General features: G+C 47.9%; 24 protein-coding genes. 15 read left to right on the top strand and 9 right to left on the bottom strand.

All coding sequences use genetic code 11. The features are described from left to right. Positions 1 to 423, top strand: a 423-nt coding sequence (locus HRU21_01910; GenBank protein NRA41043.1) for an alanine--glyoxylate aminotransferase family protein, incomplete at its 5' end; no start/stop codon positions are given. 4 nt (positions 424 to 427) lie between these two features. Continuing rightward, entirely contained in the window at positions 428 to 1,714 is a 1,287-nt protein-coding gene (locus tag HRU21_01915; protein NRA41044.1) for an allantoate amidohydrolase, read from the top strand. A gap of 278 nt (positions 1,715 to 1,992) precedes the next feature. On the opposite strand, the gene HRU21_01920 is transcribed toward HRU21_01915, so the two are convergent. The 4 genes from HRU21_01920 to HRU21_01935 form a co-directional block, all read right to left on the bottom strand. Further along, positions 1,993 to 3,069 (bottom strand): BMP family ABC transporter substrate-binding protein, encoded by a 1,077-nt coding sequence (locus HRU21_01920; GenBank protein ID NRA41045.1) that lies wholly within the window; start codon positions 3,067 to 3,069, stop codon positions 1,993 to 1,995. A 124-nt stretch (positions 3,070 to 3,193) separates the two neighbouring features. Further along, entirely contained in the window at positions 3,194 to 4,120 is a 927-nt protein-coding gene (locus tag HRU21_01925; GenBank protein NRA41046.1) for an ABC transporter permease, read from the bottom strand. Between the two features lie 12 nt (positions 4,121 to 4,132). After that, positions 4,133 to 5,236 (bottom strand): ABC transporter permease, encoded by a 1,104-nt coding sequence (locus HRU21_01930; protein NRA41047.1) that lies wholly within the window; start codon positions 5,234 to 5,236, stop codon positions 4,133 to 4,135. Next, the gene (locus HRU21_01935) at positions 5,236 to 6,774 is read right to left on the bottom strand and encodes an ABC transporter ATP-binding protein (protein ID NRA41048.1); all 1,539 of its coding nucleotides are present in this window, start codon (positions 6,772 to 6,774) and stop codon (positions 5,236 to 5,238) included. Before HRU21_01935 ends, HRU21_01930 begins: the two co-directional genes overlap by 1 nt. 282 nt (positions 6,775 to 7,056) lie before the next feature. On the opposite strand from HRU21_01935, the gene xdhA reads away from it, so the two are divergent. The 13 genes from xdhA to HRU21_02000 all read left to right on the top strand — a co-directional run bounded on the left by xdhA (position 7,057) and on the right by HRU21_02000 (position 20,888). Then, positions 7,057 to 8,550 (top strand): xanthine dehydrogenase small subunit, encoded by a 1,494-nt coding sequence (gene xdhA, locus HRU21_01940; protein ID NRA41049.1) that lies wholly within the window; start codon positions 7,057 to 7,059, stop codon positions 8,548 to 8,550. Beyond that, the gene (xdhB, locus tag HRU21_01945; protein ID NRA41050.1) at positions 8,543 to 10,948 is read left to right on the top strand and encodes a xanthine dehydrogenase molybdopterin binding subunit; all 2,406 of its coding nucleotides are present in this window, start codon (positions 8,543 to 8,545) and stop codon (positions 10,946 to 10,948) included. Before xdhA ends, xdhB begins: the two co-directional genes overlap by 8 nt. Continuing rightward, positions 10,941 to 11,867, top strand: a complete 927-nt coding sequence (gene xdhC / locus HRU21_01950) for a xanthine dehydrogenase accessory protein XdhC (protein ID NRA41051.1) — start codon at positions 10,941 to 10,943, stop codon at positions 11,865 to 11,867. The genes xdhB and xdhC overlap by 8 nt, the downstream gene beginning before the upstream one ends. A gap of 7 nt (positions 11,868 to 11,874) precedes the next feature. Next, positions 11,875 to 12,399 (top strand): 2-oxo-4-hydroxy-4-carboxy-5-ureidoimidazoline decarboxylase, encoded by a 525-nt coding sequence (gene uraD / locus HRU21_01955; GenBank protein NRA41052.1) that lies wholly within the window; start codon positions 11,875 to 11,877, stop codon positions 12,397 to 12,399. Between the two features lie 45 nt (positions 12,400 to 12,444). Beyond that, on the top strand, positions 12,445 to 12,792 hold the full coding sequence (uraH, locus tag HRU21_01960; protein ID NRA41053.1) for a hydroxyisourate hydrolase: 348 nt from the start codon (positions 12,445 to 12,447) through the stop codon (positions 12,790 to 12,792). Positions 12,793 to 12,794: 2 nt separating this feature from the next. Continuing rightward, on the top strand, positions 12,795 to 14,114 hold the full coding sequence (guaD, locus tag HRU21_01965; protein ID NRA41054.1) for a guanine deaminase: 1,320 nt from the start codon (positions 12,795 to 12,797) through the stop codon (positions 14,112 to 14,114). Between the two features lie 21 nt (positions 14,115 to 14,135). Next, positions 14,136 to 15,329, top strand: a complete 1,194-nt coding sequence (locus HRU21_01970; protein NRA41055.1) for a urate hydroxylase PuuD — start codon at positions 14,136 to 14,138, stop codon at positions 15,327 to 15,329. Positions 15,330 to 15,363: 34 nt separating this feature from the next. Then, entirely contained in the window at positions 15,364 to 16,161 is a 798-nt protein-coding gene (locus HRU21_01975) for a hypothetical protein (GenBank protein NRA41056.1), read from the top strand. Positions 16,162 to 16,221: 60 nt separating this feature from the next. Beyond that, on the top strand, positions 16,222 to 16,878 hold the full coding sequence (locus tag HRU21_01980) for a hypothetical protein (GenBank protein NRA41057.1): 657 nt from the start codon (positions 16,222 to 16,224) through the stop codon (positions 16,876 to 16,878). A gap of 186 nt (positions 16,879 to 17,064) precedes the next feature. Further along, positions 17,065 to 17,631 carry a hypoxanthine phosphoribosyltransferase gene (locus tag HRU21_01985; GenBank protein ID NRA41058.1) on the top strand — a complete coding sequence of 189 codons (567 nt, stop codon included), beginning with the start codon at positions 17,065 to 17,067 and terminating at the stop codon, positions 17,629 to 17,631. A 24-nt stretch (positions 17,632 to 17,655) separates the two neighbouring features. Beyond that, positions 17,656 to 18,444 (top strand): class I SAM-dependent methyltransferase, encoded by a 789-nt coding sequence (locus tag HRU21_01990; protein NRA41059.1) that lies wholly within the window; start codon positions 17,656 to 17,658, stop codon positions 18,442 to 18,444. Between the two features lie 152 nt (positions 18,445 to 18,596). Beyond that, positions 18,597 to 19,661 (top strand): NAD(P)-dependent oxidoreductase, encoded by a 1,065-nt coding sequence (locus tag HRU21_01995; GenBank protein NRA41060.1) that lies wholly within the window; start codon positions 18,597 to 18,599, stop codon positions 19,659 to 19,661. Positions 19,662 to 19,676: 15 nt separating this feature from the next. Further along, positions 19,677 to 20,888 carry an NADH:flavin oxidoreductase gene (locus HRU21_02000; protein ID NRA41061.1) on the top strand — a complete coding sequence of 404 codons (1,212 nt, stop codon included), beginning with the start codon at positions 19,677 to 19,679 and terminating at the stop codon, positions 20,886 to 20,888. Positions 20,889 to 20,918: 30 nt separating this feature from the next. On the opposite strand, the gene HRU21_02005 is transcribed toward HRU21_02000, so the two are convergent. The 5 genes from HRU21_02005 to HRU21_02025 all read right to left on the bottom strand — a co-directional run. Then, the gene (locus HRU21_02005; GenBank protein NRA41062.1) at positions 20,919 to 22,013 is read right to left on the bottom strand and encodes an alkene reductase; all 1,095 of its coding nucleotides are present in this window, start codon (positions 22,011 to 22,013) and stop codon (positions 20,919 to 20,921) included. A gap of 16 nt (positions 22,014 to 22,029) precedes the next feature. Then, positions 22,030 to 22,473: a D-tyrosyl-tRNA(Tyr) deacylase gene (locus HRU21_02010; GenBank protein NRA41063.1), complete on the bottom strand. Its 444-nt coding sequence runs from the start codon at positions 22,471 to 22,473 to the stop codon at positions 22,030 to 22,032. Further along, positions 22,470 to 23,510: an NAD-dependent epimerase/dehydratase family protein gene (locus tag HRU21_02015; protein NRA41064.1), complete on the bottom strand. Its 1,041-nt coding sequence runs from the start codon at positions 23,508 to 23,510 to the stop codon at positions 22,470 to 22,472. Before HRU21_02015 ends, HRU21_02010 begins: the two co-directional genes overlap by 4 nt. 47 nt (positions 23,511 to 23,557) lie before the next feature. Beyond that, positions 23,558 to 23,959, bottom strand: coding sequence for a group II truncated hemoglobin (locus HRU21_02020; protein ID NRA41065.1), 402 nt, complete (start codon positions 23,957 to 23,959; stop codon positions 23,558 to 23,560). Positions 23,960 to 24,080: 121 nt separating this feature from the next. Next, on the bottom strand, positions 24,081 to 24,798 hold a 718-nt coding region (locus HRU21_02025; protein NRA41066.1), incomplete at its 5' end, for a translational GTPase TypA.

The following is a 24,798-nucleotide window of genomic DNA, read 5'->3' on the forward strand; positions in this document are numbered from 1 at the left end:
ATGCTGTATTGTGCTGCGGAATGTGCGCGTTTGTTATGTAATGAGGGTATTGATAATGCGGTTGCGCGTCATGCCTTACATGGTGAAGCGATGCTGCGCGGCGTGCAGGCCATGGGTTTGCAAGTCTTTGGTGATATTGAAAACAAAATGAACAATGTTGTTGGTGTTTATATTCCAGATGAAGTCGATGGCGATAGTGTCAGAGCACAGATGCTGAATGATTTTGATATCGAAATTGGCACTTCTTTTGGACCACTGCACGGCAAAATATGGCGTATTGGCACCATGGGGTATAACGCCAGAAAATCGGCGGTATTAAATACCTTGGCAAGTCTTGATGCCTGTCTGCAAGCAAACGGCTACAAAGGGCCGAAGGCGGAGTCTACCCAGGCGGCACTTGATTTTTACCGCCAGCAAGATTAAATCGATGTTATTCAAATCTGCCACGCTTGCATTCGAGCCTTATGCTCAACGCGCACTCGAACATTGTCTTAAGCTAGCGCATGTGTCCGAAATGCGCGGCGCTACGCTGCGGCAATATTTATCCGACGAGCATCGTCAGCATAATGAGATCACTGCAGAGTGGATGCGTCAGGCTGGCATGCAGACCTGGGTTGATGCTGTTGGTAATCAATGGGGCAGGTTTGCTAGTGAGCATGCACAGGCACCTCGCTTAGTGCTCGGTTCGCATTTAGATACAGTGCCTAACGCGGGCGCTTTTGATGGTATTCTTGGCGTGATGTTGGCGATACAGCTGGTACGCTATTTTCGTGATCAGCAGATTTCACTACCATTTCATATCGATGTGGTCGGCTTTTGTGACGAAGAGGGCACGCGTTTTGGCGTCACCTTAATCGGTTCAAGAGCGCTGGCCGGCACCTTTGATCCAGCTTGGTTAGCAGTAGAGGATAGTAATGGCGTTAGCATGCAAGATGCTATGCAACACTTTGGTCTGGCGCCAGAAAACTATGCGCAGGCAGCCTTAACGAGCAGTGATTTGCTAGGCTTCTGGGAAGTGCATATTGAGCAGGGGCCGGTGCTTGAGGCAAATGAGCTATCGCTGGGTGTGGTAACGGCGATTGCCGGTGCTAAGCGTGCCTCCTTGTCGATTCGAGGCTTGGCAGGGCATGCTGGCACAACACCCATGCCGTTACGAAAAGATGCCCTTTGTGCGGCGGCCGAAATCAGCTTAGCGGTGGAGCGTCGAGCGAAAGAATGTCAGGATGATCGGGTCGCAACCGTAGGCGAATTTATGGTACGTCCAGGCGCTGTGAATGTGATTGCCGGTGATGCACTGATCTCATTAGATGTACGTGCCCAAAATGACGAAAAACGTGATGAGCTGATCAGTGTGATTGCTGATGATGTTGATCAAATAGCCGCTAAGCGACATGTCAGTGTCGATTGGCATTGGCACCATCAGGCCACAGCGGTACCCTGTGCAGAGGAATTTCAGCAGCTTTTCAGTCAGGCTTGTCAAAAGCAAGGTATCGCCATGCAATATTTGCCCTCAGGTGCGGGTCATGATGCGATGGCGATCGCAGAGATTTGTCCGATGGCGATGTTATTTATTCGCAGCCCCCGTGGCTTGAGCCATCATCCCGATGAAGCTGTCATCCCAACCGATGTATTTGACGCCATGGCAGTTATGGTTTCGGCGGTTGAGTTATTAGCTGCGCAACAGCAGAGTGATGCATCGCGTTTAAGCGCCTAGACATTTTTTACCGAGCTGTCATCGTCAAGTAAGCATCCAGCTTTTAATCCATACCGCTATGTTTCTGCCTTGCGTTAGCCTGCGGTCACTTAAATTATCTTCAGCGTGATAAGCCAATATTCTTGGCTTTTGTTTACGTTAAAAAATGATTGCCTAAGCCAATAGATTGCTTAGCCCAATAGATTACTGAGCTTAATAAATAGCTTCGCTGATTTGATAAACAGCAAGCAATAAAAAAGGGTGCCGAGGCACCCTTTCCTATTTGAAGGCAACAGCAATTACTTCGGTAATTTACCTTCAACCCCTTCAACGTAGAAGTTCATGCCAAGCATGGCGCCAACTTCCATAGTCTCACCAGCTTTCACAACGACAGTGCCAGACTGATCTTTAACAGGGCCAGCAAATGGGTGAACTTTACCAGCAGCGATATCGTCTTTAAGTGCTAACACTTTCTTTTGAACGTCAGCCGGAACAGCATCGCTCATTGGTGCTAGTGTTGTCATGCCTGCGCTGATACCTTGCCAAACATCTTCTGATGCCCAAGTACCATCGATCACTTGTTGAACACGCTTCGCGTAAAATTCGTTCCAGTTATGAACCGCAGCGGTTAAGTGTGCTTTTTCACCGTATGCACTCATGTCTGAGTGGTAGCCAATGGCATATTTGCCAGCCGCTTCAGCCGCTTGCACAACCCCTGGTGAGTCAGTGTGTTGGGTCAATACATCAGCACCTTGCTGAATAAGGCTATCACCAGCTTCACGCTCTTTACCTGGATCGTACCAGCTATTTACCCAAACTACTTTAACGGTAGCTTCAGGCTTAACGCTGCGCAAACCTTGCGTAAAAGCATTGATGCCGCGAATAACCTCTGGAATTGGGAAGGCAGCAACGTAGCCAATCACATTCGATTCAGTCATGTGGCCTGCCACAACACCGGTTAGGTAACGTGCTTCATAAATACGGTTAAAATACGTGCCGACGTTTTCTGCACGCTTATAACCAGTGGCGTGTTCAAATTTCACCTCAGGAAATTTCTTAGCCACTTTAATAGTTGGGTTCATATAGCCAAACGAAGTGGTAAAAATAAGGTCGTGACCAGACTTTGCCATTTGCATAATAGCGCGTTCTGCATCAGCACCTTCTTTAACCGACTCAACAAAGCTAGTTTCAACTTTGTCGCCAAAGGTTTCTTCAACGAATTTACGGCCTTCGTCATGGGTGTATGTCCAGCCCGCTTCGCCAGTTGGGCTTACGTAAACAAAACCAACTTTAGTTGCTTCTGCGTGAGCCATTGAAGCTAAAGCAGTACTTCCAGCAAGTGCCGCTATGCTTAGGGTCTTCAAGAGTTTTTTCATCATTTTCTCCAATAGTTAAGGTTAAAATATTAGTCGATCACGGTGTTGATAGTCTTAACAATAGCGGCGTGAATATAAAAATATGTGCTCGCCGATCAGTAAGTTAATAACGCCCTGAATTCTTCTAATGCGATTTATGCCATGGCTTACCAAGCGCCATTGGCTCAAATAGTTTTAAACGTGCTGAATTAGTTGACAAAATAACTAACACAACAATTGTTGCGCCATAAGGCAGTATAGCTAATAGGTTTGACGAAACGTCCCAGCCAAAGCCTTGTGCAACCAGGTGCATAATGCTGGCAAAGCCAAACAAATAGGCGCCTAGCATAATGCGTTCAGTGCGCCAGCTAGCGAAAACTACAAGCGCTAGGGCAATCCAGCCACGACCAGCAGTCATGTTCTCGGTCCATAAGGGGGTGTAGGCAATGGATAAATAGCCGCCTGCTATGCCTGCCATTGCACCACCAAACATAATGGCTAAATAGCGTGTCTTTATAACCGATAAACCAATAGCGTTAGCTGCATCAGGGTTTTCACCAACAGCTCTCACCGTAAGACCACCACGTCCACGTTTAAAAAATAGATAAATAACAGCGGTGAGAGCAAAGCTGAGATAGACGATAATGTCTTGTGAGAATAAAATTTTGCCTATTACCGGTATCGCTGACAACACAGGTATCACCAGAGTGGGCAGACTGGTAATGGTTTTGCCTTCATAGTCTGCGCCAATAAAGGCAGATAAGCCGGTGCCAAAAATCGTCAAGGCTAGGCCGGTGGCGACTTGATTGGCATTTAGGGTCATGGCAATAAAGCCGAACAACAATGCCATGCAAACACCACCCATCGCAGCCATAAAGAAGCCCAAGGCTAAGCTGTCAAAATGAAACACCGCGATAAAGCCAATGACCGCGCCGATAAGCATCATGCCTTCTTGACCCAGATTTAGTACGCCGGACTTTTCGCAAACCATTTCACCTAATGCAACTAACAGCAGCGGTGTGCCGGTGCGAATCGTGGCAAATAAAATATTGCTAAGTAATTCAATATCCACAATAAATCTCCGTTACTGACTTTTATGCGTGACTTTTAGTCGTAAAAGGCCACCGTTAGATTGAGTAAAGCGATAGCGAATTAATACATCGCAGGCAAGTAAATAGAACAATAAAAGGCCTTGGAATACGCCTGTGATGGCATTGGGCATACCTAATTCAATTTGCGCCAGTTCGCCACCCATATAAATAAGTCCCATCAGCAGGCCAGCAAAGGTAATACCCACCGGGTGCAGGCGGCCAAGGAATGCAACGATAATTGCAGCATAGCCATAGCCTGGAGAAACATGTGGCACCAGCTGGCCTATCGGTCCAGCCACTTCAGCTGCGCCAGCAAGTCCGGCTAAGCCGCCTGAAATAAGCAGCACTAACCAGGCCAGTGATTTTTGTTTAAAGCCAGCCATGCGCGCTGCAGATGCATCCATGCCAAGCACTTGCACCTGAAAACCAATAAAACTTTTGCTGATAAATACCCAGCATAACGCCATTGCAACAGCGGCAAATAAAATGCCGATATGTAAACGCGTGCCTTGCCAGATAATGGGCAGAATAGTGCTGTCGGCAAAGATGGCTGATTCAGGAAAACCAAAGCCGTTAGGGTCTTTAAGCGGACCGTAAACGCCCCATAGCAGCAGATTTAGCGCGATATAGTTAAGCATGATGGTGGTGAGTATTTCATTGGTGTTGCACTGCACTTTTAGAAATGCGGCAACCGCAGCCCAACACATGCCGCCAATAATGCCGGCTAACAGCGTCATCGGCACCGCCCAGCTAGACTCTGACTCAAGAAATTGCAGTGCCACTGCAGAACCAATTAATGCGCCCATTAATAACTGACCCTCAGCACCGATATTCCAGATAGAGGCCTTATAACAAACGGCTAAGCCATAGGCACAGAGTAAAATAGGTGCCGATTTGACCAGTAGTTCGGAAACACCGAAACTGTCAGAAATTGGTTGAATGAAAAAGGTATATAAGGCCCCTAAGGCAGATTGATCTGCATCACCGATCAAGGCGAAAATTACATAGCCAGTGAATAAGGTCAGCAATGCTGCTAGCAGCGGAGACATATAAGCCCAAAATTGTGAAACTTCGGGTCGTGCTTCAAGACGAATCATCAGGCGGCCCCCTCGCTTACGCGCGGTTGATCGCTAAAATCACCGGCCATCCAGCAACCTACTTGCTCAAGATCTAATGCTTGCGTTGGCTTAATTGGCGACAATTGACCGTCGCAGATGGCGCAAAGTCGGTCAGATATTTGAAACAGTTCATCCAGGTCTTCTGATACCACTAAAATCGCACAGCCCTCATCGCGCAGTTTGATCATGGCTTCGTGGATGGCAATTTGTGCGCCGATGTCTACCCCCCAAGTAGGGTGAGCGGCAATTAACAAGCTAGGCTGTTGCAGCATTTCTCGACCAATAATAAATTTTTGTAAATTACCGCCAGATAAACTGCTGGCATGGGAAAATTCGCCAACCGCTTTAACCTTGAAGTCGCGAATAATCGTCTTCGCTCGATCACTGACCTGTTTAGCTTGAATAAGGCCACGTTTAACCAAGCCGAAATCGAAACTGGTCAACAAGGCATTTTGGCTTAAACTCATCTCAGGCACCGCACCGCGCCCCAGTCTGTCCTCTGGCACAAAGCCCATGCCCATGCGGCGTCTAGCCATTGGGCCCAAGCCATCGATGGCTTGTTGATTAAAATAGATCGCATCGCGGCCTTTGGCAGTGTTCTCGCCCGATAGCGCCATCAGTAATTCTTCCTGACCATTGCCGGCTACGCCGGCAATACCTAAGATTTCACCACGCTTGAGGTTAAAGTGAATATCTTTTAAGGCTACATCGAAATTATTATGCGCTGCAGTCGATAAACCCTTGACCACCACGCAGTCGTCCTGCCCCACTGTTTTGGTATATTTGGTGGAGATTGGCGTATCTTCGCCAACCATCATGGTGGCAATCGAAGCTGAAGTTTCTTGTTTCGGAATGCAGTGACCGCTGAGTTTACCGCCGCGCAAAATAGTGGCCTTGTCACATAGGGCTGTCACTTCATGCAATTTATGACTGATAAATAAAATTGAGCAGCCCTCGGCAGCTAGCTGCTTTAAGGTAGAGAATAAGGCTTCGACCTCTTGTGGCGTTAATACCGAAGTAGGCTCGTCAAGAATCAGCAACTGAATATCTTGCAGAAGGCAGCGCACAATCTCACAACGTTGGCGTTCGCCGGTTGATAAGGTGGCTACTAAGCGCTCGGGCTCAAGCGGCATGCCATATTTTTTGGAAACATCAGCAATGCGCTGATTCAAGGTGTTTACATCACCCGCTTGATCACCCAGCGCTAGCGCAATATTTTCGGCAATCGATAAAGTTTCAAACAATGAAAAATGTTGAAATACCATGCCTATACCGAGCTCACGCGCCTGCGCAGGCTCGCGAATAAATTCGCGACGGCCATTAAAAAAGATATCGCCTTCATCAGGCTCAACCACGCCATAAATGATTTTCATCAGGGTGCTTTTGCCAGCGCCGTTCTCACCTAACAGTGCATGAATTTCACCTTTACCGATGGCAAGGTCTACCTTGTCATTGGCAACACAGCCTGGGTAGCGCTTGGTGACGCCGGTGAGTTCTAGTCGAAAATTGTTTTTCATTAAATCCTGTCCAAACGGTCAATTATTTTGCGTTCATCACATTATTTATTTATCATATATTTTCTGACCAAGTGGTCAATGTTTTGCATATATGCAATTAGCTGACCAACTCGACAGTTTTTTTAAAATAAATGTTGAATAGCAACGTTTATAGAAAATATGCCGCGAAATAAGCGCTTTTAGCGTTTTTGTTGTCTTAAAAGTAGGCTAATTCGGCTTTTAGAGCGGCATTTCGAGCATTGTTGGCCTATTAATATAGCTAATTCATAGAGGTTTCTTGTAATGATTCATTTTTTTCTGAATCAGCAGCGACAATCGCTCTGTTCTGATGCACCGCATCTGAGCATTTTAGAGTGGCTTCGCACCAATAAAGAGCTGCTCGGCACAAAAGAAGGCTGCGCCAGCGGCGACTGCGGCGCCTGCACGGTTGTATTAGTGGCTTTGGATGATGATCACGCCAGCGGGCTTAACTATTGCGCTGTGAATGCCTGTGTGACCCCAGTAACTGCGCTACAGGGCAAACAGCTGCTCACCGTTGAACATATTGCCCTGGCGGCCAAGCCACAATTAGCGCTGGATGACTTGCATCCAGTGCAGCGAGCCATGGTTGCCTGTCATGGATCGCAATGCGGCTTTTGTACCCCGGGTTTTATCATGAGCTTATATGCCTTATATATGAACCATATAAGCTATCCGGGTCGGCAAGCGGTGATTGAGGCTTTAGGCGGTAATTTATGCCGCTGTACCGGCTATCAACCGATTCTAAACGCGGCTGAGCAGGCCTACGATTACCCGCGCCCGGCTGTCACAGACTCGTTGCGTGAGCAGCTAGAGGCATTACAGCAAACGGTATCGGCTGAGCCCGATCCGCAGGTGCCACAGCAGCTAGCAGACTTATTGGCCTACGATGCGATGGCGACGACAGCAGAATCGGCCGAGCAGTCAAGCCAGCAATCGATCAAGTGGATTGCCGGCGGCACAGATTTAAGCTTGGAATTTACCCAACAGTTGAAATCCTATGACCGACTGGTTGACATCAGCCAGGTTGCCGAGCTCAATCAGCTGATTGATAGAGACACTGAAATTGAAATTGGCGCCGCGCTAAGCTACAGCAAATTCTTGCCCCTGTTGCTCAGCTATTATCCCAGCGTTAGCGAGGTGTTTGAGCGTTTGGGTTCGCTGCAGGTGCGCAATCAGGCGAGCTTAGGTGGTAGTTTGGCGAATGCATCACCGATTGGTGACCCGGCTCCACTGTTGTTGGCGCTAAAGGCAAAGCTACGCTTAAGCCGCTGGCATGATGGCGCGATTGTCGAGCGAGAAGTGGCGATTGCCGACTTCTTCACCGGCTACCGTCAAACGGTGTTGCAGCCCAATGAAGTAATACGCAGCATTATTATTGCTAAACCTGAGCCACACAGCGAAACCTTCTTTTATAAAATTTCTAAGCGCATTGAAGATGATATATCGGCAGTCTGTTTGGCCCTGCATATTAAGCTGCAGGACAATCAGGTGGTTGCCGCCTGCTGTGCCCTAGGTGGCATGGCGGCGACACCGATTGTACTTGATGTAGTGGCCGATGCCTTGGTCGGTAAGCCCTGTAGCGAGCAAAGTTTTGCCGCAGCTGCTGAGGCACTTTTAGCTGCAGTCAATCCGATAGATGATGTGCGCGCCACTGCAAGCTATCGCAAAGCGGTTGCGGCGAATTTGCTGCGACGTGCCTGGTATGAAAGCAATGCCTGTCAACAAGATATAGTCGTTAGGGTGCAACATGCGTAGTTTGTCAGAAATAACACTGAATCCAGAAAGTGCATCGACTCAACCCGCGGTCGGTGCTTCTAAGATGCACGAGTCGGCAATCAAGCATGTGTCGGGTGCGGCTGTCTATGTCGACGATATTCCTGCGCCTCGCGGCAGTTTATTTGCCTATCCAGCGATGGCCGAGGTGAGCTGTGGTGAGATTGAAGCGATTCACAGCGAAGCGGCCGAAGCTTTAGAAGGCGTAGTTTGTGTGCTAACTGCGGCGGATATTCCCGGTCACAAAGATATTGGCCCAGTGTATCCCGGTGACATGCTGCTGGCTGAGCACAGCATTGAATTTCATGGTCAGGCCTATGCCTTAGTGGTTGCCGAATCGCAATCACTGGCGAGAAAAGCGGCGCGATTAGTGCAGCTCAAGCTCAGCGAGCAAGCACCTCTGTTAGACGTGCAGCAGGCCATTCAGGAACAAGCTTGGGTTAGGCCACCTCATGGCTTGCGCCGCGGTGAACCAGAACAAGCGATTCAAGCTGCCCCGCATCAATTGTCAGGCGAGCTGTCGATTGGCGGGCAAGAGCATTTTTATCTTGAAGGTCAGGTGTCGTTAGCCTTACCTCAGGAGGATGGCGGCATGCTGATTCATACTTCCAGCCAGCACCCATCAGAAGTGCAAAAATTAGTCGCCGAGGTGTTGGCTCTGCCGCTCAATGCAGTGACGGTTGAAATGCGCCGCATGGGCGGTGGCTTTGGTGGTAAAGAAACGCAAGCTGCGCCATGGGCCTGTTTGGCAGCACTGGCCGCGAGAATGACCGGCCGTGCGGTTAAATGCCGTTTGGCTCGCAGTGATGATTTTCGCCTTACCGGTAAACGCCATCCGTTTACCAATAATTACCACGTAGGCTTTGATGAAACCGGCATGATTGCAGGCGTGACCATGCAAATTAATGGCCACTGCGGTATATCACCGGATTTATCCGATGCGATTGTAGATCGCGCGATGTTTCATGCCGACAACGCCTATTATTATCCAGCTGCTGCATTTACCGGTAATCGGGTTAAGCTTAATACCGTGAGCCATACCGCCTATCGGGGCTTTGGCGGCCCTCAGGGCATGATTATGGCTGAGTTTATGTTAGATGATATTGCACGTCATGTCGGTAAAGACCCACTGGCATTGCGCTTGCAAAATCTCTATTGTGCTGAAGGTGGACGCGATATAACACCCTATCATCAGCAGGTTGAGCAGCATGTATTAGCAGACATGATGCAGCAGTTAGCGAGCAGCGCAGATTACTATCAGCGCCGTGCCGCAATCACAGAATTTAATCAACAGTCAGCAGTCATAAAGCGCGGCCTAGCGCTAACGCCGGTAAAATTTGGCATCTCATTTACCCTGCAGCATCTAAATCAGGCCGGTGCCTTAATTCATATCTACACCGATGGTTCAATTCACTTAAACCATGGTGGTACCGAGATGGGTCAGGGGCTGAATACCAAAGTGGCGCAGATTGTCGCGCAGGCCTTTGCCGTCGATTTAGCGCAGATCCAAATTTCGGCTACGCGCACTGACAAAGTGCCTAATACCTCGCCAACCGCAGCCTCGAGCGGTACCGACTTAAACGGCATGGCCGCCTTAAATGCAGCCAATACGATCAAGCAGCGCTTAATCGTGTTTATTGCTGAACATTTTGGCTTGGCGCAAAAAAGCGTCGTGTTTCGCGACGGTCAAGTTCACTACGGCGACCAAAGTATGTCTTTTGCGGCCTGTGCTCAGCTTGCCTATCAGAACCGCATTTCATTGTCGGCTAATGGCTTTTATAAAACCCCGAAAATTCACTATGACCGCGCCAATAGTCAGGGTCGACCGTTTTTCTATTATGCTAACGGTGTGTCTTTGTCTGAAGTCGAAATTGATACCTTAACCGGTGAGTCGAAACTGTTAGCTGTCGATATTTTGCACGATGTCGGTAACTCGATTAACCCTGCATTAGATATTGGACAAATTGAAGGCGCGTTTATCCAAGGCATGGGCTGGCTCACCACCGAAGACCTGCAGTGGAACAGTGCCGGTAAACTGATCAGTGATGGCCCTGCAAACTATAAAATCCCGGCCATTGGTGATACCCCGAGCAATTTTAAGGTTGACTTATTTACCTCAGAAAACCCAGAAACAACCGTGTTTCGCTCGAAAGCGGTGGGCGAGCCACCGTTTATGTTAGCGATCAGCGTCTGGTGTGCCTTACGCGACGCCGTGGCGAGTTTAACCAATTATCAATGGGCGCCCAGCCTTAATCCACCTGCGACCGCTGAAGCCATATTGACTGCCGTCGCTGAGGCAAAGGCGTATCAGGCTGAGACGGTTGCAACATCCGATGACGAGATCAGCAAGGAGCAGGCATATGCATCATCAAATGATTAACCAAGCCCCAGGCTTTCACGCGCAAACTTGGCAGCAAGCATGCTACCAGCTGCAGCAGCACGGCACCGAATACGTGTTAGCGACGATTATTGGCGCTGCAGGCTCAACCCCACGTGCTGCTGGCACAAAAATGGTTATCACCGCGGAAAATATTTATGACACTTTAGGTGGTGGCCACTTAGAGTTTGTGGTGATGCAAAAAGCCCGCGAACTATTGGCAAATGCCGAGCGAGGCGAGGCGCAAAGCCAACAGCTGATTGAGCACTTTCCATTGGCTGCAAGCTTAGGTCAGTGCTGTGGTGGTTCGGCTACGGTGTTATTTGAACTGCAGCTTGAGCAGGGCATGGCCTTAGATGTGTATGGGGCAGGGCATGTGGCGCATGCGCTGATGGCCATTGTCAAAGATTTACCTCTACGTATCCGCTGGATTGATGCGCGTCAAAGTTTGTTCCCCGCGGAAACGCCGGCCAATATTCAATGCTGTATTGATGAAGATCCCACGGTGTGGGTGGCGTCGGCGGCTGCCAACAGCGCCAGCTTAATTTTAACCCATAACCATCAGCTGGATTTTGCCCTTACCGAAGCGATTCTTAAGCGTGGTGATGCATGCTGGCTTGGGGTGATAGGTAGCGATACTAAAGCGCAGCGTTTTCGTCAGCGTTTACTTGCCAAAGGTTTCAGTCAGTCTGAGGTTGCGAGCATGCAAAGCCCGGTGGGGCTTGAAGCGGTCAGCGGTAAATTGCCGATGGAAGTGGCAGTCTCAATTGCCGGCGCTTTGATTCAAGTGTATCAGTCGCAGCAAGCGCCAGCTATTGACCATAAAAAACGTGCAGGCTTGCAATGGAAACAAATGCAAACTTGGTTGTCGAACACTGCAGAGACTGAATCGTCTGGCACAGAAAAATACATTGCGGAGTAAGTGGGTGTTGAATATAGAGCAAATAAATCATCTTGATGAGCCCGCTGCCTTTGCGCAATTTGAGCAGGCTTGCTGTGCACCTAACTGGGTCTCGGCAATGGTGACAGCAAGGCCATTTGCCGACCTTGAGGCATTGCAAAGCGCTGCTGATCAGCATTGGCAGCAGATGCAAGAAGATGATTATTTAGCTGCGTTTGATGGGCATCCTAAAATTGGTGATGTCTCCAGTTTGAAGGCCAAGTATCGCAATACGCAAGGTGAGGCCTCGCATGAACAAAGCGGTGTCAATCAAGCCAGTGATGCTGTGATACAGGCTTTAGCTTTGGCTAATAAGCAGTATGAAGAAAAGTTTGGCTTTATTTTCATTGTATTTGCCAGTGGTAAATCTGCCGAGCAAATGCTGGCATTGTTGCAACAGCGCATGCCAAATACGCGCCAGCAAGAAATTGTCAATGCGGCGCAAGAGCAAGCCAAGATAACACGCTTACGATTGCAGAAAATGTTTCAAACTAACGCTGCATCTAAAAGCTAATCGAAAACACGTTGATATATGGCGAATGTATAAAAGAGAATTGATATGACGCAAAAAAGTCCAATAACAACCCATGTGTTAGATACAGCGGTGGGTCTGCCTGCTGCTGGTATAAACGTACAGCTGAGTCGTTTAGACGATCAAGACTTTGTGGTATTGGCACAAGGAGTTACCGACGCAGACGGTCGCATTGCTGACTTACTTCCTGCAGGGTCATTAAGTGAGGGCACTTATCGTCTGCGTTTTGACTTGCTTGAGTATTTACAGCAACAGGGCAGTCCCGTGTTTTACCCGTATGCAGAGGTTGTCTGCCAAATCAGCGAATTGGATAGCCATTACCACATACCGCTGCTGCTGTCGCCATTTGGCTATTCGACCTACCGGGGTTCATAAATATGTCAGTGGTAAAAGCAATTCGCGGTGCTATGGTCGATTTGACCGATGATCCAGCCGTAGTTGGTGAGCAGGCAGTGCGCTATTTTGATGACGGTATCATGCTCATCAAAGATGGGATCATTCAAGCACTGGATCATGCGGATAAACTATTAAATGAGATTGATGCCTCAGTACCGCTGGAGCATTATGACGATCATTTGATTATCCCTGGCATGATTGATACGCATATTCATTTTCCACAAATGGAGATGATTGCGGCCTATGGTGAGCAATTATTGACCTGGCTAACCACCTATACTTTTCCTACCGAGAAACAATTTGCCTGCGAAAATTACGGCAAGGCCATGTCAGGTTTGTTTTTAGATGAACTTTTGAAAAATGGCACAACAACGGCGTTAGTATTTGGCACGGTGCACCCAGAGTCGGTGGAAGAGTTTTTTGCTGAATCTCAACGACGTAAGCTGCGCATGATTGCGGGTCGCGTGATGATGGACAGAAACTGCCCTGACGATTTACAGGATACACCACAGCAAGCCTATCGTGAATGTAAGCAACTGATCGAGAAGTGGCACGGCGTTGATCGCTTGCAATATGCGGTAACACCAAGATTTGCGCCCACCTCATCACCTGAGCAGCTGGCAGTCGCTAAGCAGCTGTTAGATGAATATCCAGGTCTCTATTTACACACGCATCTGGCTGAAAATTTAGACGAGTGTGCTTGGGTCAAAGAGTTGTTTCCTGAGGCAGATGATTATCTTGGTGTGTATGAGGCGGCTGGTTTGGTTACACGTCGCTCGGTATTTGCGCACGGCATTCACCTTTCCGATCGAGAGCTAGGCTGTCTGGCTGATGAGCAGGCTGCGATTGCACATTGTCCAACCTCGAACTTATTTATTGGTTCAGGCTTGTTTAATCTTAAACGCTGTCAGCAGCATGATGTGCAGGTTGGTATGGGCACTGATGTTGGCGCAGGCACCAGCTTCTCGCTGTTTCAAACCTATAACGAAGCGTACAAAGTGCAGCAGCTTCAGGCGAATAGTTTGTCGGCGTTTGAAGGCTTATATCTGAATACCCTAGGCGGTGCCCGAGCACTCGACCTTGATGACCGTATCGGCAATTTTAACCCCGGTAATGAAGCTGACTTTTTAGTGTTAGATAAAGGCGCCACACCGTTGTTAAAGCTGCGCTTAAACCAAGCCAAATCACTGCATGATCTATTGTTTTCAATCATGATGTTAGCNGACGATAGAGCGGTGTATAAAACTTACATCATGGGTGATGTGGCACACTGCCGCGATCATGCTGTAGCAACTGTTTAAATTTGATAAAGAGAGCCTCACGTGGAATCGTATATTTTTGAAGTANTGCATTTAATATTGCGTTATTTTCATATTGTTGCCGGCATCGCCTGGATCGGTGCGTCGTTTTATTTTGTTTGGCTAGATAATCACTTAGAGACGCCACCGCAGTGGAAGCTTGATAAAGGTATTAAAGGCGACCTTTGGGCGGTGCACGGTGGTGGTTTTTATGAAGTGGCCAAGTATGCAAACGGCCCTGAGGCCATGCCGAAGACTCTGCATTGGTTTAAATGGGAAGCCTACACTACCTGGCTTACAGGTATTTTATTACTGAGCTTGCTGTACTATGTTGGCGCCGATGCTTATTTAGTCGATGCCAGTAAATCAAGTTTAAGCACGGCGTATTCGATTGCTGGCTCTATTGCCTCGTTGGTATTAGGCTGGTTTATTTATGATGGTCTTTGCCGTACTCGTCTGGTTGATAATGGTCGACTGTTTGCCTTGATTATGGTGGCTTTCATTGCGCTATGGTCGTATGTGTTAGATCAGTTCATTCAAGACCGTGCGGCCTATATTCATGTGGGTGCGGTGATTGGCACCTGTATGGCGGGGAATGTGTTCTTTAATATTATTCCTGGCCAGCGTTATATGGTGGCTGAGGTAGCTAAAGGCAATATACCTGACCCTGCCCCTGGGCTGCGTGCTAAGCAGCGTTCCACCCACAATAACTACGCCACGCTACCGATTCTGTTTATTATGATTTCCAATCATTTTGCCTTCACCTATAGCCACCAGCATGGCTGGCTAGTATTGGTGGCTTTGTTTGTGATTGGTATGTGGATGCGTCACTACTTTAATTTAAAGCATCGTGGTGAGCATAAGCCCTGGGTGCTGGTCTCATCGTTTATGGCCTTTTTAGTCTTGTGTGCAGTGATTGCGCCGTGGCAAACCTTGGCCGATAAGCAACAGTCGGCAAACGCTGAGTTAGTGAGTGATGCTAAGGCTTGGCAAATTGTTGAGCAGCACTGCCAAGAGTGTCATAGCGCCGCGCCGCGCTCTAGCATGTTTAGCAGCGCACCGATGGGCTTTATTGTTGATAATCTTGATGATGTGCAGCGCCATAAAGACCGCATCTACAATCGCACCATTGTTACTAAAGACATGCCGTTTGCCAATATGACGCAGATGACTGAACTTGAACGTGAAGTGTTAGCGCGTTATTTGCAGCAGCAGTAAGCGGTACTGAAGAGATTTATTAGGAGAAGTTGCAATGAGTTTATTGCTCGCCAAAATTGCTATTACGGTTGCTTTTGTTTTTGTCTTGACTTGGATAGCTGAACGCGTCAATCCGGTCATTGCCGGTATTTTATCGGGCTTTCCCTTGGGTATTGCCTTGACCTTGTATTTTTTCGGCTTTGAACAAGGCGCTGATTTTGCGGCAGCTTCTGCACAGGCGACGGTTGCCGCGTTTGCAGCAAATATCGCCAGCTTTTATTTTTATGGTTTAGCGATCATTAAGCTGAATGCATCAGTGTGGCAGGCCAGTCTGATCGGTTTATTGGCCTTTTTTGCCGTGGCTATTTTATTGAGCTTTACCGCAGCGGATCAATCCTTACTATTGGGTTTAGCCATCGCTATTGCCGCAATTCTGCTATTTCAATATTTACAAAAACATTTTAAGGGCAAGCAGATTGCTAATCGCGAACCGCTTACCATTGCCAATATTTTATTGCGTTCAGGTGCAGCCGCGGCAACGGTTGTATTGATTACCTGGCTGGCGCATTCCATTGGTGTCAAATGGTCGGGATTATTGGCAGGCTTTGCTATTACCGCCTTCCCGTTTTTGGTACTTATTCATTTAACCTATGGTAAAGATGTGGCAATAGCCATTATTCAGAAGTACCCCTTAGGTATCGGCTCGTTGGTGGTCTACTGTCTCGGCATTGTGCAGTTTTACCCAAGCTTTGGCGTGAATCTGGGTACCGTATTTTCTCTCGGCTACTCATTATTGTATCTGGCGGCGTTGGCCTGCTATCTGCAGTGGCAAAAACAGCGGTCGGCAAATTAGCAGCCACCTTCGTGTTAAGCGTGTTATGATTAATGGCTAATTTCTAATCGATAACCGCTTATGCAAGACAGCTATATTGAGCGCTTTGATGCGTGGCAAACGCCTATTTTTACCAGCGCATTTCCTCAGCACGAGCAGTTTGCCCCTATCTGGCAGCAAACCATTGCTAACTTGGCTGCCAAGCAGCAGCACAATATTGACAGTGAGGTGGCTGTGGGCGCAAAACAGTCATTGTATGAGTCTGGTTTTGATTTGCTGCAAAGTCAGCAGAGCTTGGCACCCTTGCATGAGTTTATTGAAGAGGCGATATTGTTCGCCGCCTACGAAGCCAATCAACACAGCTGGCCAGCTGAGCTTGAAGCCAAAGTGACAATTACGGAATCATGGTACCATCTGACTGAACATGGCGGTTATCATGACGGGCATACACATCCCAATTGCTCTTGGTGTGCGATTTATTGTCTTGAACCAGGACAAACGAATTTAGCGACACACAATGGCGTGAATCGCTTTTATGATCCGCGCGCTCAGGCTAATCAGTATGACGATCTTGGCAGTCAATATATCGCGCAAGAAAGTTATTGGGATATTGCCCTAGCTGCGGGGCAGCTGGTGGTTTTTCCGGCATATTTAAGGCACGCAGCCTTACCCTATTTTGGTGACACAGCTCGAGTGGTGATAGCCTGTAATGCACAGCTGCATGCATCAGCGGCGTAATCAGTAAGCTAGTCAGAACCGCAATCAGCAGCGCCGCGATAATTTGCCTGCTAATACTGATTAGTAGCTAAACTGCACTATAATCCAGCTTGAATGACTGTGTAAGATTGGCAATCAAGCAATAACCGAGAGCTTGCTGACGGCAAATTTCTTATTTTAACTGCGATAACATAGCGATCCATAATTATGAATAAAACCTACTTGTCTTCTCAACTGCTGCTGGATAAGTCATATCAGCTAGCCATCAAGGTGTTTGAGAGCGGCTTTCGTCCTGACTTTATTATTGGCGTTTGGCGAGGTGGTGCGCCGGTTGGCATTGCAGTACAGGAAGCGATGGATTTTTTAGGCGTTGAGTCAGATCATATTGCGATTCGCACCTCATCCTATACCGGTATCGGTAAACGCGATAAACAAGTGCGAGTGCACGGTTTGCGTTATTTAGAAAAGCAGGTCAATGCTGAAGACTCGGTGCTTATTGTGGATGATGTTTTTGATACAGGCTTAAGTATTGATCAGGTCATCAAAGATATCGCGCGTCACTGCCGAAAAAATACCCCTGAGATCCGTGTTGCAGCACCGTATTTTAAGCCGGCCAATAATCGCACTGATATCACCCCCGATTATTATGTGGAAGAGTCAGATGAGTGGCTGGTGTTTCCGCATGAGTTGGATGGTCTTACTGATCAAGAGATTATAGATTTTAAGCAAATTGACGAAGCGACCAAGTCGCAGCTGTTATCGTTAAAATCATAATCATTTTTCTTCCAGGGCCTATTTATGAGTGAGCAAGCCTATATTGAAGCATTGGTTAAGCTGCATGAGTCTATGGAGCGCCAAGGCCCTGGCGATAACGCGTTTGCACTTCAAATCATGCGTGATATTGCGCCGCGCTTACCAAGGCCCTGCAAAATGATCGATCTTGGCTGTGGCAGCGGCAGCAGCAGTTTGTTATTTGCCAAAGCGGCGGAGCTTTCGGCATTAGAGCTGCAGATTGAGGCAGTCGATTTATCGAAAAATTTTATCCAAGCCTTACGTGATCAAGTGGCGCTAGAGCAGCTAAGCGATAAGCTGATTGTTAAAAATGCTGATTTCAGTCGATTACCAGAAATTTTGTATCCTTCGCAATCCTACCAATTGCTTTGGTCAGAGGCTGCTGCGCATCATCTTGGTTTTGCTGAGGCATTAGCGCTGTGGCGCCCATTGCTGAGCGAGCAAGGTATTGCAGTGGTGTCTGAATTAAGCTGGCAATCTGAGCAGCCAGCGGCAGCCGCACAGAGCTATTGGCAGACGAATTACCCTGCGATGGCCAGCGAGCATGCGAATATTGAGGCAGCTAAGGCCGCAGGTTTTGAGGTGCTTGAGGTTAGGCGGCTACCTGCTAAGGCTTGGTGGGATAACTACTACATGCCGTTGCTTAAGCGCATGCAGCACTTGCGGTTAAGTCTTGGCATGAATGCCTCTGAAGCTATGTATGATCTACTTGATGATACCGATCGCGAGATTCAGCTGTTTGACCAATACAGCGACAGCTACGGTTATAGTTATTATATTTTGAAAATCTGTTAGCAATCTGCAGATTGTGTGCCTTGCAAACAGTCACTGATTCATATAGCTTGCCTAGCAGATTATCATTAGTTAATTAAATCAAGCTGACTTACATCTGCCCTAGATTGATTTTCGTAGTGCTTAACATAGACAAAAAATAGTAGGGACAATATATGCGCATTCTAGTAATTGGCGCGACTGGGTTTATCGGACAGCACCTCTGTCAGGCGTTATTAGAGCAGGGGCACGAGATTAGAGCCTTAACGCGCAATGCCGCAAGGGCGAGCGAGTTATTACAGATTGACGACTGCGTGCCAGGTGATCTCGAGCAGCTTGATCAGCTGGATTTTGAACATCTGATGACAGACATCGAGGCGGTAATTTTCGCCGCCGGTGTTGATGAACGCGCGGAGATTGTTGGTGATGTTGATGACTTTTATTACCAGTATAATATTGCCCAATGCGTGCATATTATGGAAAAGGCTAAGCAATATGGGGTTAAACAATTTACGGTATTAGGTTCAGTTTTCACCTATTGGCATCGTCAACGACCAGACCTCAACTTAGATGACTACCATCCTTATGTGCGTTCACGGCTTAAACAGCAGCAGGCCTGTTTAGAATATGCTGCAGACGATTTTCAAGTTTGTATGGTTGAAGTGCCGCTGGTATTAGGGCGTGCTAAAGGCGTGACATCGGTTGCCAACACGCTCGTTCAATATGCTCGCCTAAGCTATCCCATTTTTAGTGTAGAAGGTGGCATGGCAGCGATCTCTGTAAGTAGCTTAGCTGAGGCTTTGGCCAAGCTGCAAGAGCTTGAAACCCTGCCTGACATTATTACCATCAGCGATGAAAACATTCTATGGCATGATTTGATCGCGCACTTCAATCAAATGGCTAATAATCCGATGAAACCCGTTAAACTGATCAAGTCGGGGTTGTTTTTAAAGCTAACACAGCTGGGCGGATTTTTTGCTAACTTGCTGAAAATTGAAGGTGGCCTTGATCAAATGTATATGGCCGATATCGTCAATAGTGAAATTTTCTGTGAGGCAGACGAAGCCAAGCAGCTTATAGGTTATGAAGGCGGTGACTTATATCAGTCGATTAGCGATACAGTAGAAGCAGCGATGGAAGAAAAAGTAACGCAGCCCCTGATAAATACCCTTGATCAAGGCGTTAGTGCATTGCATAAGCTTAGTGTGCAAATGCGTCAGCGTTTCGAAACAACAGAATAAAATAGGTTATAACAGATGCAGCCTAAATATTTACAACCCGCCATGTTAAATGGTTTAGAGCTTAAGAATCGATTAATCAAAGCTGGCACTTACGAGGGTAAGACGCCGCTCGGGCAGATTGCTGACCGCTATCGCCAGTTTCATTTAGCCATTGCCGAAGGCGGCGCGGCGATGACAACTTTAGGTTATTGCGCCACAGAGCCAGACGGCCGCATTAACGAAAATATGCTGTACATGGATGAGTATATTCGAGGCGACCTAAGCCAGTTAATAAACGATATTCATCAAGCGGGTTCGAAAGTTTCTGGGCAAATGGGTCACTGTGGCGGCTTTTCAAAGAATAAACAGCTGCAGCGTAAACGGCCCATGGGGCCTCAGCGCGGTATCAATATGCTGGGCTTTCAGCGCGGTATGCTGTTTACCGATGCGATGACTGAAAAAGATATTGATGCCATGGTGCAGAGTTATCACGATGCGGCACTGTTTATGAAGTCAGTGGGTTTTGATTGCCTTGAAATTCATTTAGGCCATGGCTATGGCTTGTGCCAATTTATGTCACCAAAAACCAATGCACGTACCGATAATTACGGTGGCAGCTTGATCAATCGTATGCGTCTGCCGCTACGATGCCTTGAGGCAGTGCGTAAGGCGGTTGGCGATGACTTTCCAGTAATTGGTAAGATCAGTATGACCGAGGGTGTGCGTGGCGGTATTCACTACGACGAGTCTGTTGAAATAGCAAAAATGTTAGATCAGGCGGGTATCGACGGTATTATCACCTCAGGTGGCACCAGCACAATGAACCCGATGATTATGTTTCGCGGTGATAATATTCTGAAGCCGATGCTTAAAGCTGAAAAAAATCTTTTAATGCAGATCATATTACGCATGGTTGGCAAAAGCATGTTTCGGAATTATGAATACAAGGAGCTGTATTTTTTAGAACCTGCGCTGCGCATTCGCGAAGCGGTTAACTGCAATATGATCTATATTGGCGGTGCCTCAACGGCAGACAGTTTTGATACTTTGATGGGTCATGGCTTTGATTTTGTGCAGCTGGGCCGGAGTCTGATCTCAGACCCCGCCTTTGTGAATCAGCTTGCAGCCGATCTTGCGAAGGGTAAGACCGCAAAAAGTCGTTGTTTGCACTGCAACGAGTGTGTCGCCACGATTGAGCACCCGTTAGGCATTCACTGTACGCGCTTTACCATTGCCTCGCAGCGCTAGCTTCTCGCAACGCTAGCTTATAGCAATAGCTTAAGTTTTAGCAGCTTGCTGTGTTGTTAGCGTTGGGTAATCGGTATAGCCTGCTGCACCTTTGCTATAAAGTTTGCTGTAGTCGACATCATTGAGCGATTCGCCATATTGAAGGCGTTTCACTAAGTCCGGGTTGGCAATAAACAGCGTGCCAAAGGCAATGGCATCAGCTTTTTTACTTTGTATATGCTGCGCGGCTTCTGCTGCCTGATAAGCCATATTACTGATAATGGCGCCATGATAATGCTGTCTAGCTGGGCTAAGCACATCAATAAGCGCTGCGCCCATGCTGTCACCCCGCATGATATGTACATAGGCTAAAGGGTATTGATTAAGCATGTCTGCGAGATAAATGATTAATGCCTCTGCATCACTGTCGCGCATATCGTTATATTGATTAATCGGTGATAGTCTAATGCCAACACGACCCGGTCCCCATATATCAATCACGGCATCGAGTATAAGGCGTAATAGTCGACAGCGATTAGCAAGGCTACCGCCAAACGCATCATCGCGTTGATTGCAGCTATCGCGTAAAAATTGATCGATCAGATAGCCGTTGGCTGCATGTAATTCTATGCCATCAAAGCCGGCCGCTTTCGCACGCTGCGATGCAGCACGAAAATCCTCAACCACGGCGTCTATATCTTCTTGTTGCATTGCCCGTGGTTTGCTAAAAGGCTGCTTGCCCTCGGGGGTAATAGCCAGCGCGTTTTCTATCGCTTTGGCGCTTGCAGATACTGGGGTTAGCCCTTGGTTAAGTGCTGGGTGGCAAGCGCGACCGCCATGCCAGAGTTGCAGCACGATTTTGCCGTTCTGCGCATGAACCGCCTCGGTAACGTCTTGCCAGGCTAGCTGCTGCGCGTGATTATATATGCCAGGTTCATGAATAAATGCACTCGTTTGCGGGGTGACCATGGTGGCTTCAGCAATGATCAACCCAGCTGAAGCGCGCTGTGCATAGTACTCTGCCATCAGTGCATTTGGCATATGCCCGGCATCACAACGTGTGCGCGTGAGCGGCGCCATAATGATGCGGTTCTTGATCGCAATCTCACCGAGCGAGCCTGCCTCAAATAGCGGGCTGTGTTGCAAGTTGCTCACGCCTTATTCACACCTCTAACATAAACGTAACAGGCCCATCATTCACTAAGCTGATTTGCATATCTGCTGCGAACTGCCCAGTTTGCACTCGCTCACTGTGATAACAAGCTTTGGCCTGATTGACAAAGTATTGGTACAGCTGTTCTGCCCTTGAAGGTTCGGCGGCGGTTGTAAAGCTTGGGCGACGTCCCTTGCTGGTGTCAGCCATCAGGGTAAATTGCGAGACAATTAATAGCTCGCCATCAATCTGCTGCAGGTTTAGATTCATTTTATCGTTGGCGTCAGCAAAAATACGATAATGCAAAAGCTTTTGTAACAGTAAGTCGGCGGTTTTTTCATTGTCATCATGCCCAACGCCTAACAATACGAGTAAGCCTTGATTAATATGGCTAAATTGCGCGGCGTCAATGGATACAGAGGCCTCGCGTACTCGCTGAATTAATGCTTTCATGACTGTGTTGGATAGCGCTCAACGCTTTCAATATCGATATTGTCGGCCCAGTGTGGATTAATATGCTTAGTCTCCGCTAGCCAAAAAATCGTATCTCGTAATGTCTCATCAATGGGTCTAAATGTAATATCAAGCGCTTTGCTAACCTTGCTGTCATCGGCATAAATCCACTGTGTGGCGTACATCATGGCTTCGCGGCTAAACGGTAAATTATGCGGTATCAGCTTGCCTAGCCAGTCGGCTAAAATGCCGCCAAGCATAAGTAGAGGTTTGGCGACCGACAGCTTGCGCGTTGTTTTTTGTGTAACCCGGTCAATGGTGGCGCTAAGCTCACGCCAAGGCAAAAACTCACCGCCAACGACATAGCGACCCGACAGTGATTGACTGAGCAAGCCAACATGAACAGCTGCAAGGTCTCTAACGTCGATGATTTGTTGGCCTGAGCTGGTGTTGACGCAGGCAATATTGATCTGAATTTTTATGCTTTGATTACCTTCGCTCATAGCGGGGTCTTGCGGGCCAACAACCGCAGATGGATAAGTAATGGCAATATTAGCGCCGGCATCAATCAAGCCGCGCACATACATCTCGCACTGTTGTTTAGACTTGCCATAGGCTGTGTTGGGGTGGGACAGCGGTGTCGCTTCGTTGATAATATCGGCGTTAGGGTCATAGATGGCAGCCACACTGGAGACATAAACAATCGACTTGATACCCAGTTTGACAGCGCCGCCAATCACCAGCTTGGTGCCGGTAAGATTGGTGTGCATCATGTGCTCGGCTTTATTGGGGTCCATGCTGACCACCGCCGCGGTATGAACGACGGCATCACAGCCCTGTAAGCCTTGCTGAATGGCCTCGGCGTCGGTGATTTCACCAATGGCAAAATCAGATGTGTCGATGCCGTAGGGGGCATATAGCCGTTTCATTTTCTCCGCGTTGCGAACGCCAAAACGAATAGAGTGCCCAGCCTTATGCAGCGCCATGACAGTATGAAAGCCAACAAAGCCGGTGGCACCGGTAACAAAAACGTGCATGATGGTCCTTTTAGCGTGATGTTAATATCTACAGTAATAGCTAGATATTACTGCATATTTTGCAGCATTAAAATTCTATCGGCTGGTACTTTGAGTTGCTCAAGCAGATACTGTTTAAAATCTTCGGCATAATCTTGCTCGGCTATCGCTTTTTGCATGCATAGTAGCCAGGCATCACGTGCGGATTGATCAATCGGAAATTGACGGTGCAGCTTTGGGATTGAAATGGGTCCCCAGTGCTGTGAATAGAGTTTTGGCCCGCCAAGCCAAGCCGACAAAAAATAGCTCAGCCGTTTTCTGGCTTCGCTTAAGTCGTCTTGATGCATGGCGCGAATTGTTTTGGCTTGTTCGAGGCTGTCCATATAACGATAAAACGCATCAACCAGTTTTTCGATGCCCGGCAGCTCGCCTGCTGCTTTATATGAACTATCGCCTTGACCGTATTGCATCCGATGCTCCTCTCTACTCTCGGCGCATGCCGCTAACTAATTGGCTGCTGTAAGCGCTTATACATTCAGTATAAATAAAAAAGCCCTGAACCAGGGCTTTTTATAGGCTTTTCAATGCTGTTTATCGAGAGGCGCGTTTACGCTCGTTTTCAGTGAGCAATTTTTTGCGAATACGAATAGATTCGGGCGTTACCTCGACTAGCTCATCGTCCTCAATAAATTCAAGTGCTTGCTCTAGCGTATGCTTGATCGGTGGCGTTAGCGTCAGTGCTTCGTCGCTACCAGAGGCGCGTACATTGGTCAGTTGTTTGGCCTTGGTAGGATTGACCACTAAGTCGTTATCGCGCGAATGAATGCCGATGATTTGTCCTTCATAAACGTCTACACCATGACCTAGGAATAGACGCCCGCGATCTTGGAGATTGTAGAGAGCATAACTGAGCGTTTTGCCTTTGACCATCGACACTAACACACCGTTAATGCGAGAGATTACTTCTCCTTCGGCAATCGAGCCCCAGTGATCAAATACGCTGGTTAAAATGCCAGAACCCGAAGTTAGGGTGAGAAATTGCCCGCGAAAGCCGATCAGACCGCGAGACGGTGCAATAAACTCCATTTTTACCCGTCCTTTTCCGTCAGGTTCCATATTCGACATAATAGCTTTTCTCAAGCCAAGCTCTTCCATGACCTTACCCTGGTGTTCTTCTTCAATATCGATGGTGACCGATTCATAGGGCTCTTGCAGCTCGCCGTCGATTTCTTTTTGTACGACCTCTGGGCGCGATACGCCAAGTTCGAAACCTTCGCGGCGCATGGTTTCAATTAGTACAGATAGATGC

The sequence above is a fragment of the Pseudomonadales bacterium genome (assembly GCA_013215025.1).
Taxonomy (GTDB): domain Bacteria; phylum Pseudomonadota; class Gammaproteobacteria; order Pseudomonadales; family DT-91; genus DT-91.

Bases quoted from the DNA above. Each gene is read 5' to 3' on its own strand.
- HRU21_01915 (NRA41044.1), top strand. From the start codon at position 428: ATGTTATTCAAATCTGCCACGCTTGCATTCGAGCCTTATGCTCAACGC.
- HRU21_01920 (NRA41045.1), bottom strand. From the start codon at position 3,069: ATGAAAAAACTCTTGAAGACCCTAAGCATAGCGGCACTTGCTGGAAGT.
- HRU21_01930 (NRA41047.1), bottom strand. From the start codon at position 5,236: ATGATTCGTCTTGAAGCACGACCCGAAGTTTCACAATTTTGGGCTTAT.
- HRU21_01935 (NRA41048.1), bottom strand. From the start codon at position 6,774: ATGAAAAACAATTTTCGACTAGAACTCACCGGCGTCACCAAGCGCTAC.
- xdhA (NRA41049.1), top strand. From the start codon at position 7,057: ATGATTCATTTTTTTCTGAATCAGCAGCGACAATCGCTCTGTTCTGAT.
- xdhB (NRA41050.1), top strand. From the start codon at position 8,543: ATGCGTAGTTTGTCAGAAATAACACTGAATCCAGAAAGTGCATCGACT.
- xdhC (NRA41051.1), top strand. From the start codon at position 10,941: ATGATTAACCAAGCCCCAGGCTTTCACGCGCAAACTTGGCAGCAAGCA.
- uraH (NRA41053.1), top strand. From the start codon at position 12,445: ATGACGCAAAAAAGTCCAATAACAACCCATGTGTTAGATACAGCGGTG.
- HRU21_01975 (NRA41056.1), top strand. From the start codon at position 15,364: ATGAGTTTATTGCTCGCCAAAATTGCTATTACGGTTGCTTTTGTTTTT.
- HRU21_01980 (NRA41057.1), top strand. From the start codon at position 16,222: ATGCAAGACAGCTATATTGAGCGCTTTGATGCGTGGCAAACGCCTATT.
- HRU21_01985 (NRA41058.1), top strand. From the start codon at position 17,065: ATGAATAAAACCTACTTGTCTTCTCAACTGCTGCTGGATAAGTCATAT.
- HRU21_01990 (NRA41059.1), top strand. From the start codon at position 17,656: ATGAGTGAGCAAGCCTATATTGAAGCATTGGTTAAGCTGCATGAGTCT.
- HRU21_01995 (NRA41060.1), top strand. From the start codon at position 18,597: ATGCGCATTCTAGTAATTGGCGCGACTGGGTTTATCGGACAGCACCTC.
- HRU21_02000 (NRA41061.1), top strand. From the start codon at position 19,677: ATGCAGCCTAAATATTTACAACCCGCCATGTTAAATGGTTTAGAGCTT.
- HRU21_02010 (NRA41063.1), bottom strand. From the start codon at position 22,473: ATGAAAGCATTAATTCAGCGAGTACGCGAGGCCTCTGTATCCATTGAC.
- HRU21_02015 (NRA41064.1), bottom strand. From the start codon at position 23,510: ATGCACGTTTTTGTTACCGGTGCCACCGGCTTTGTTGGCTTTCATACT.
- HRU21_02020 (NRA41065.1), bottom strand. From the start codon at position 23,959: ATGCAATACGGTCAAGGCGATAGTTCATATAAAGCAGCAGGCGAGCTG.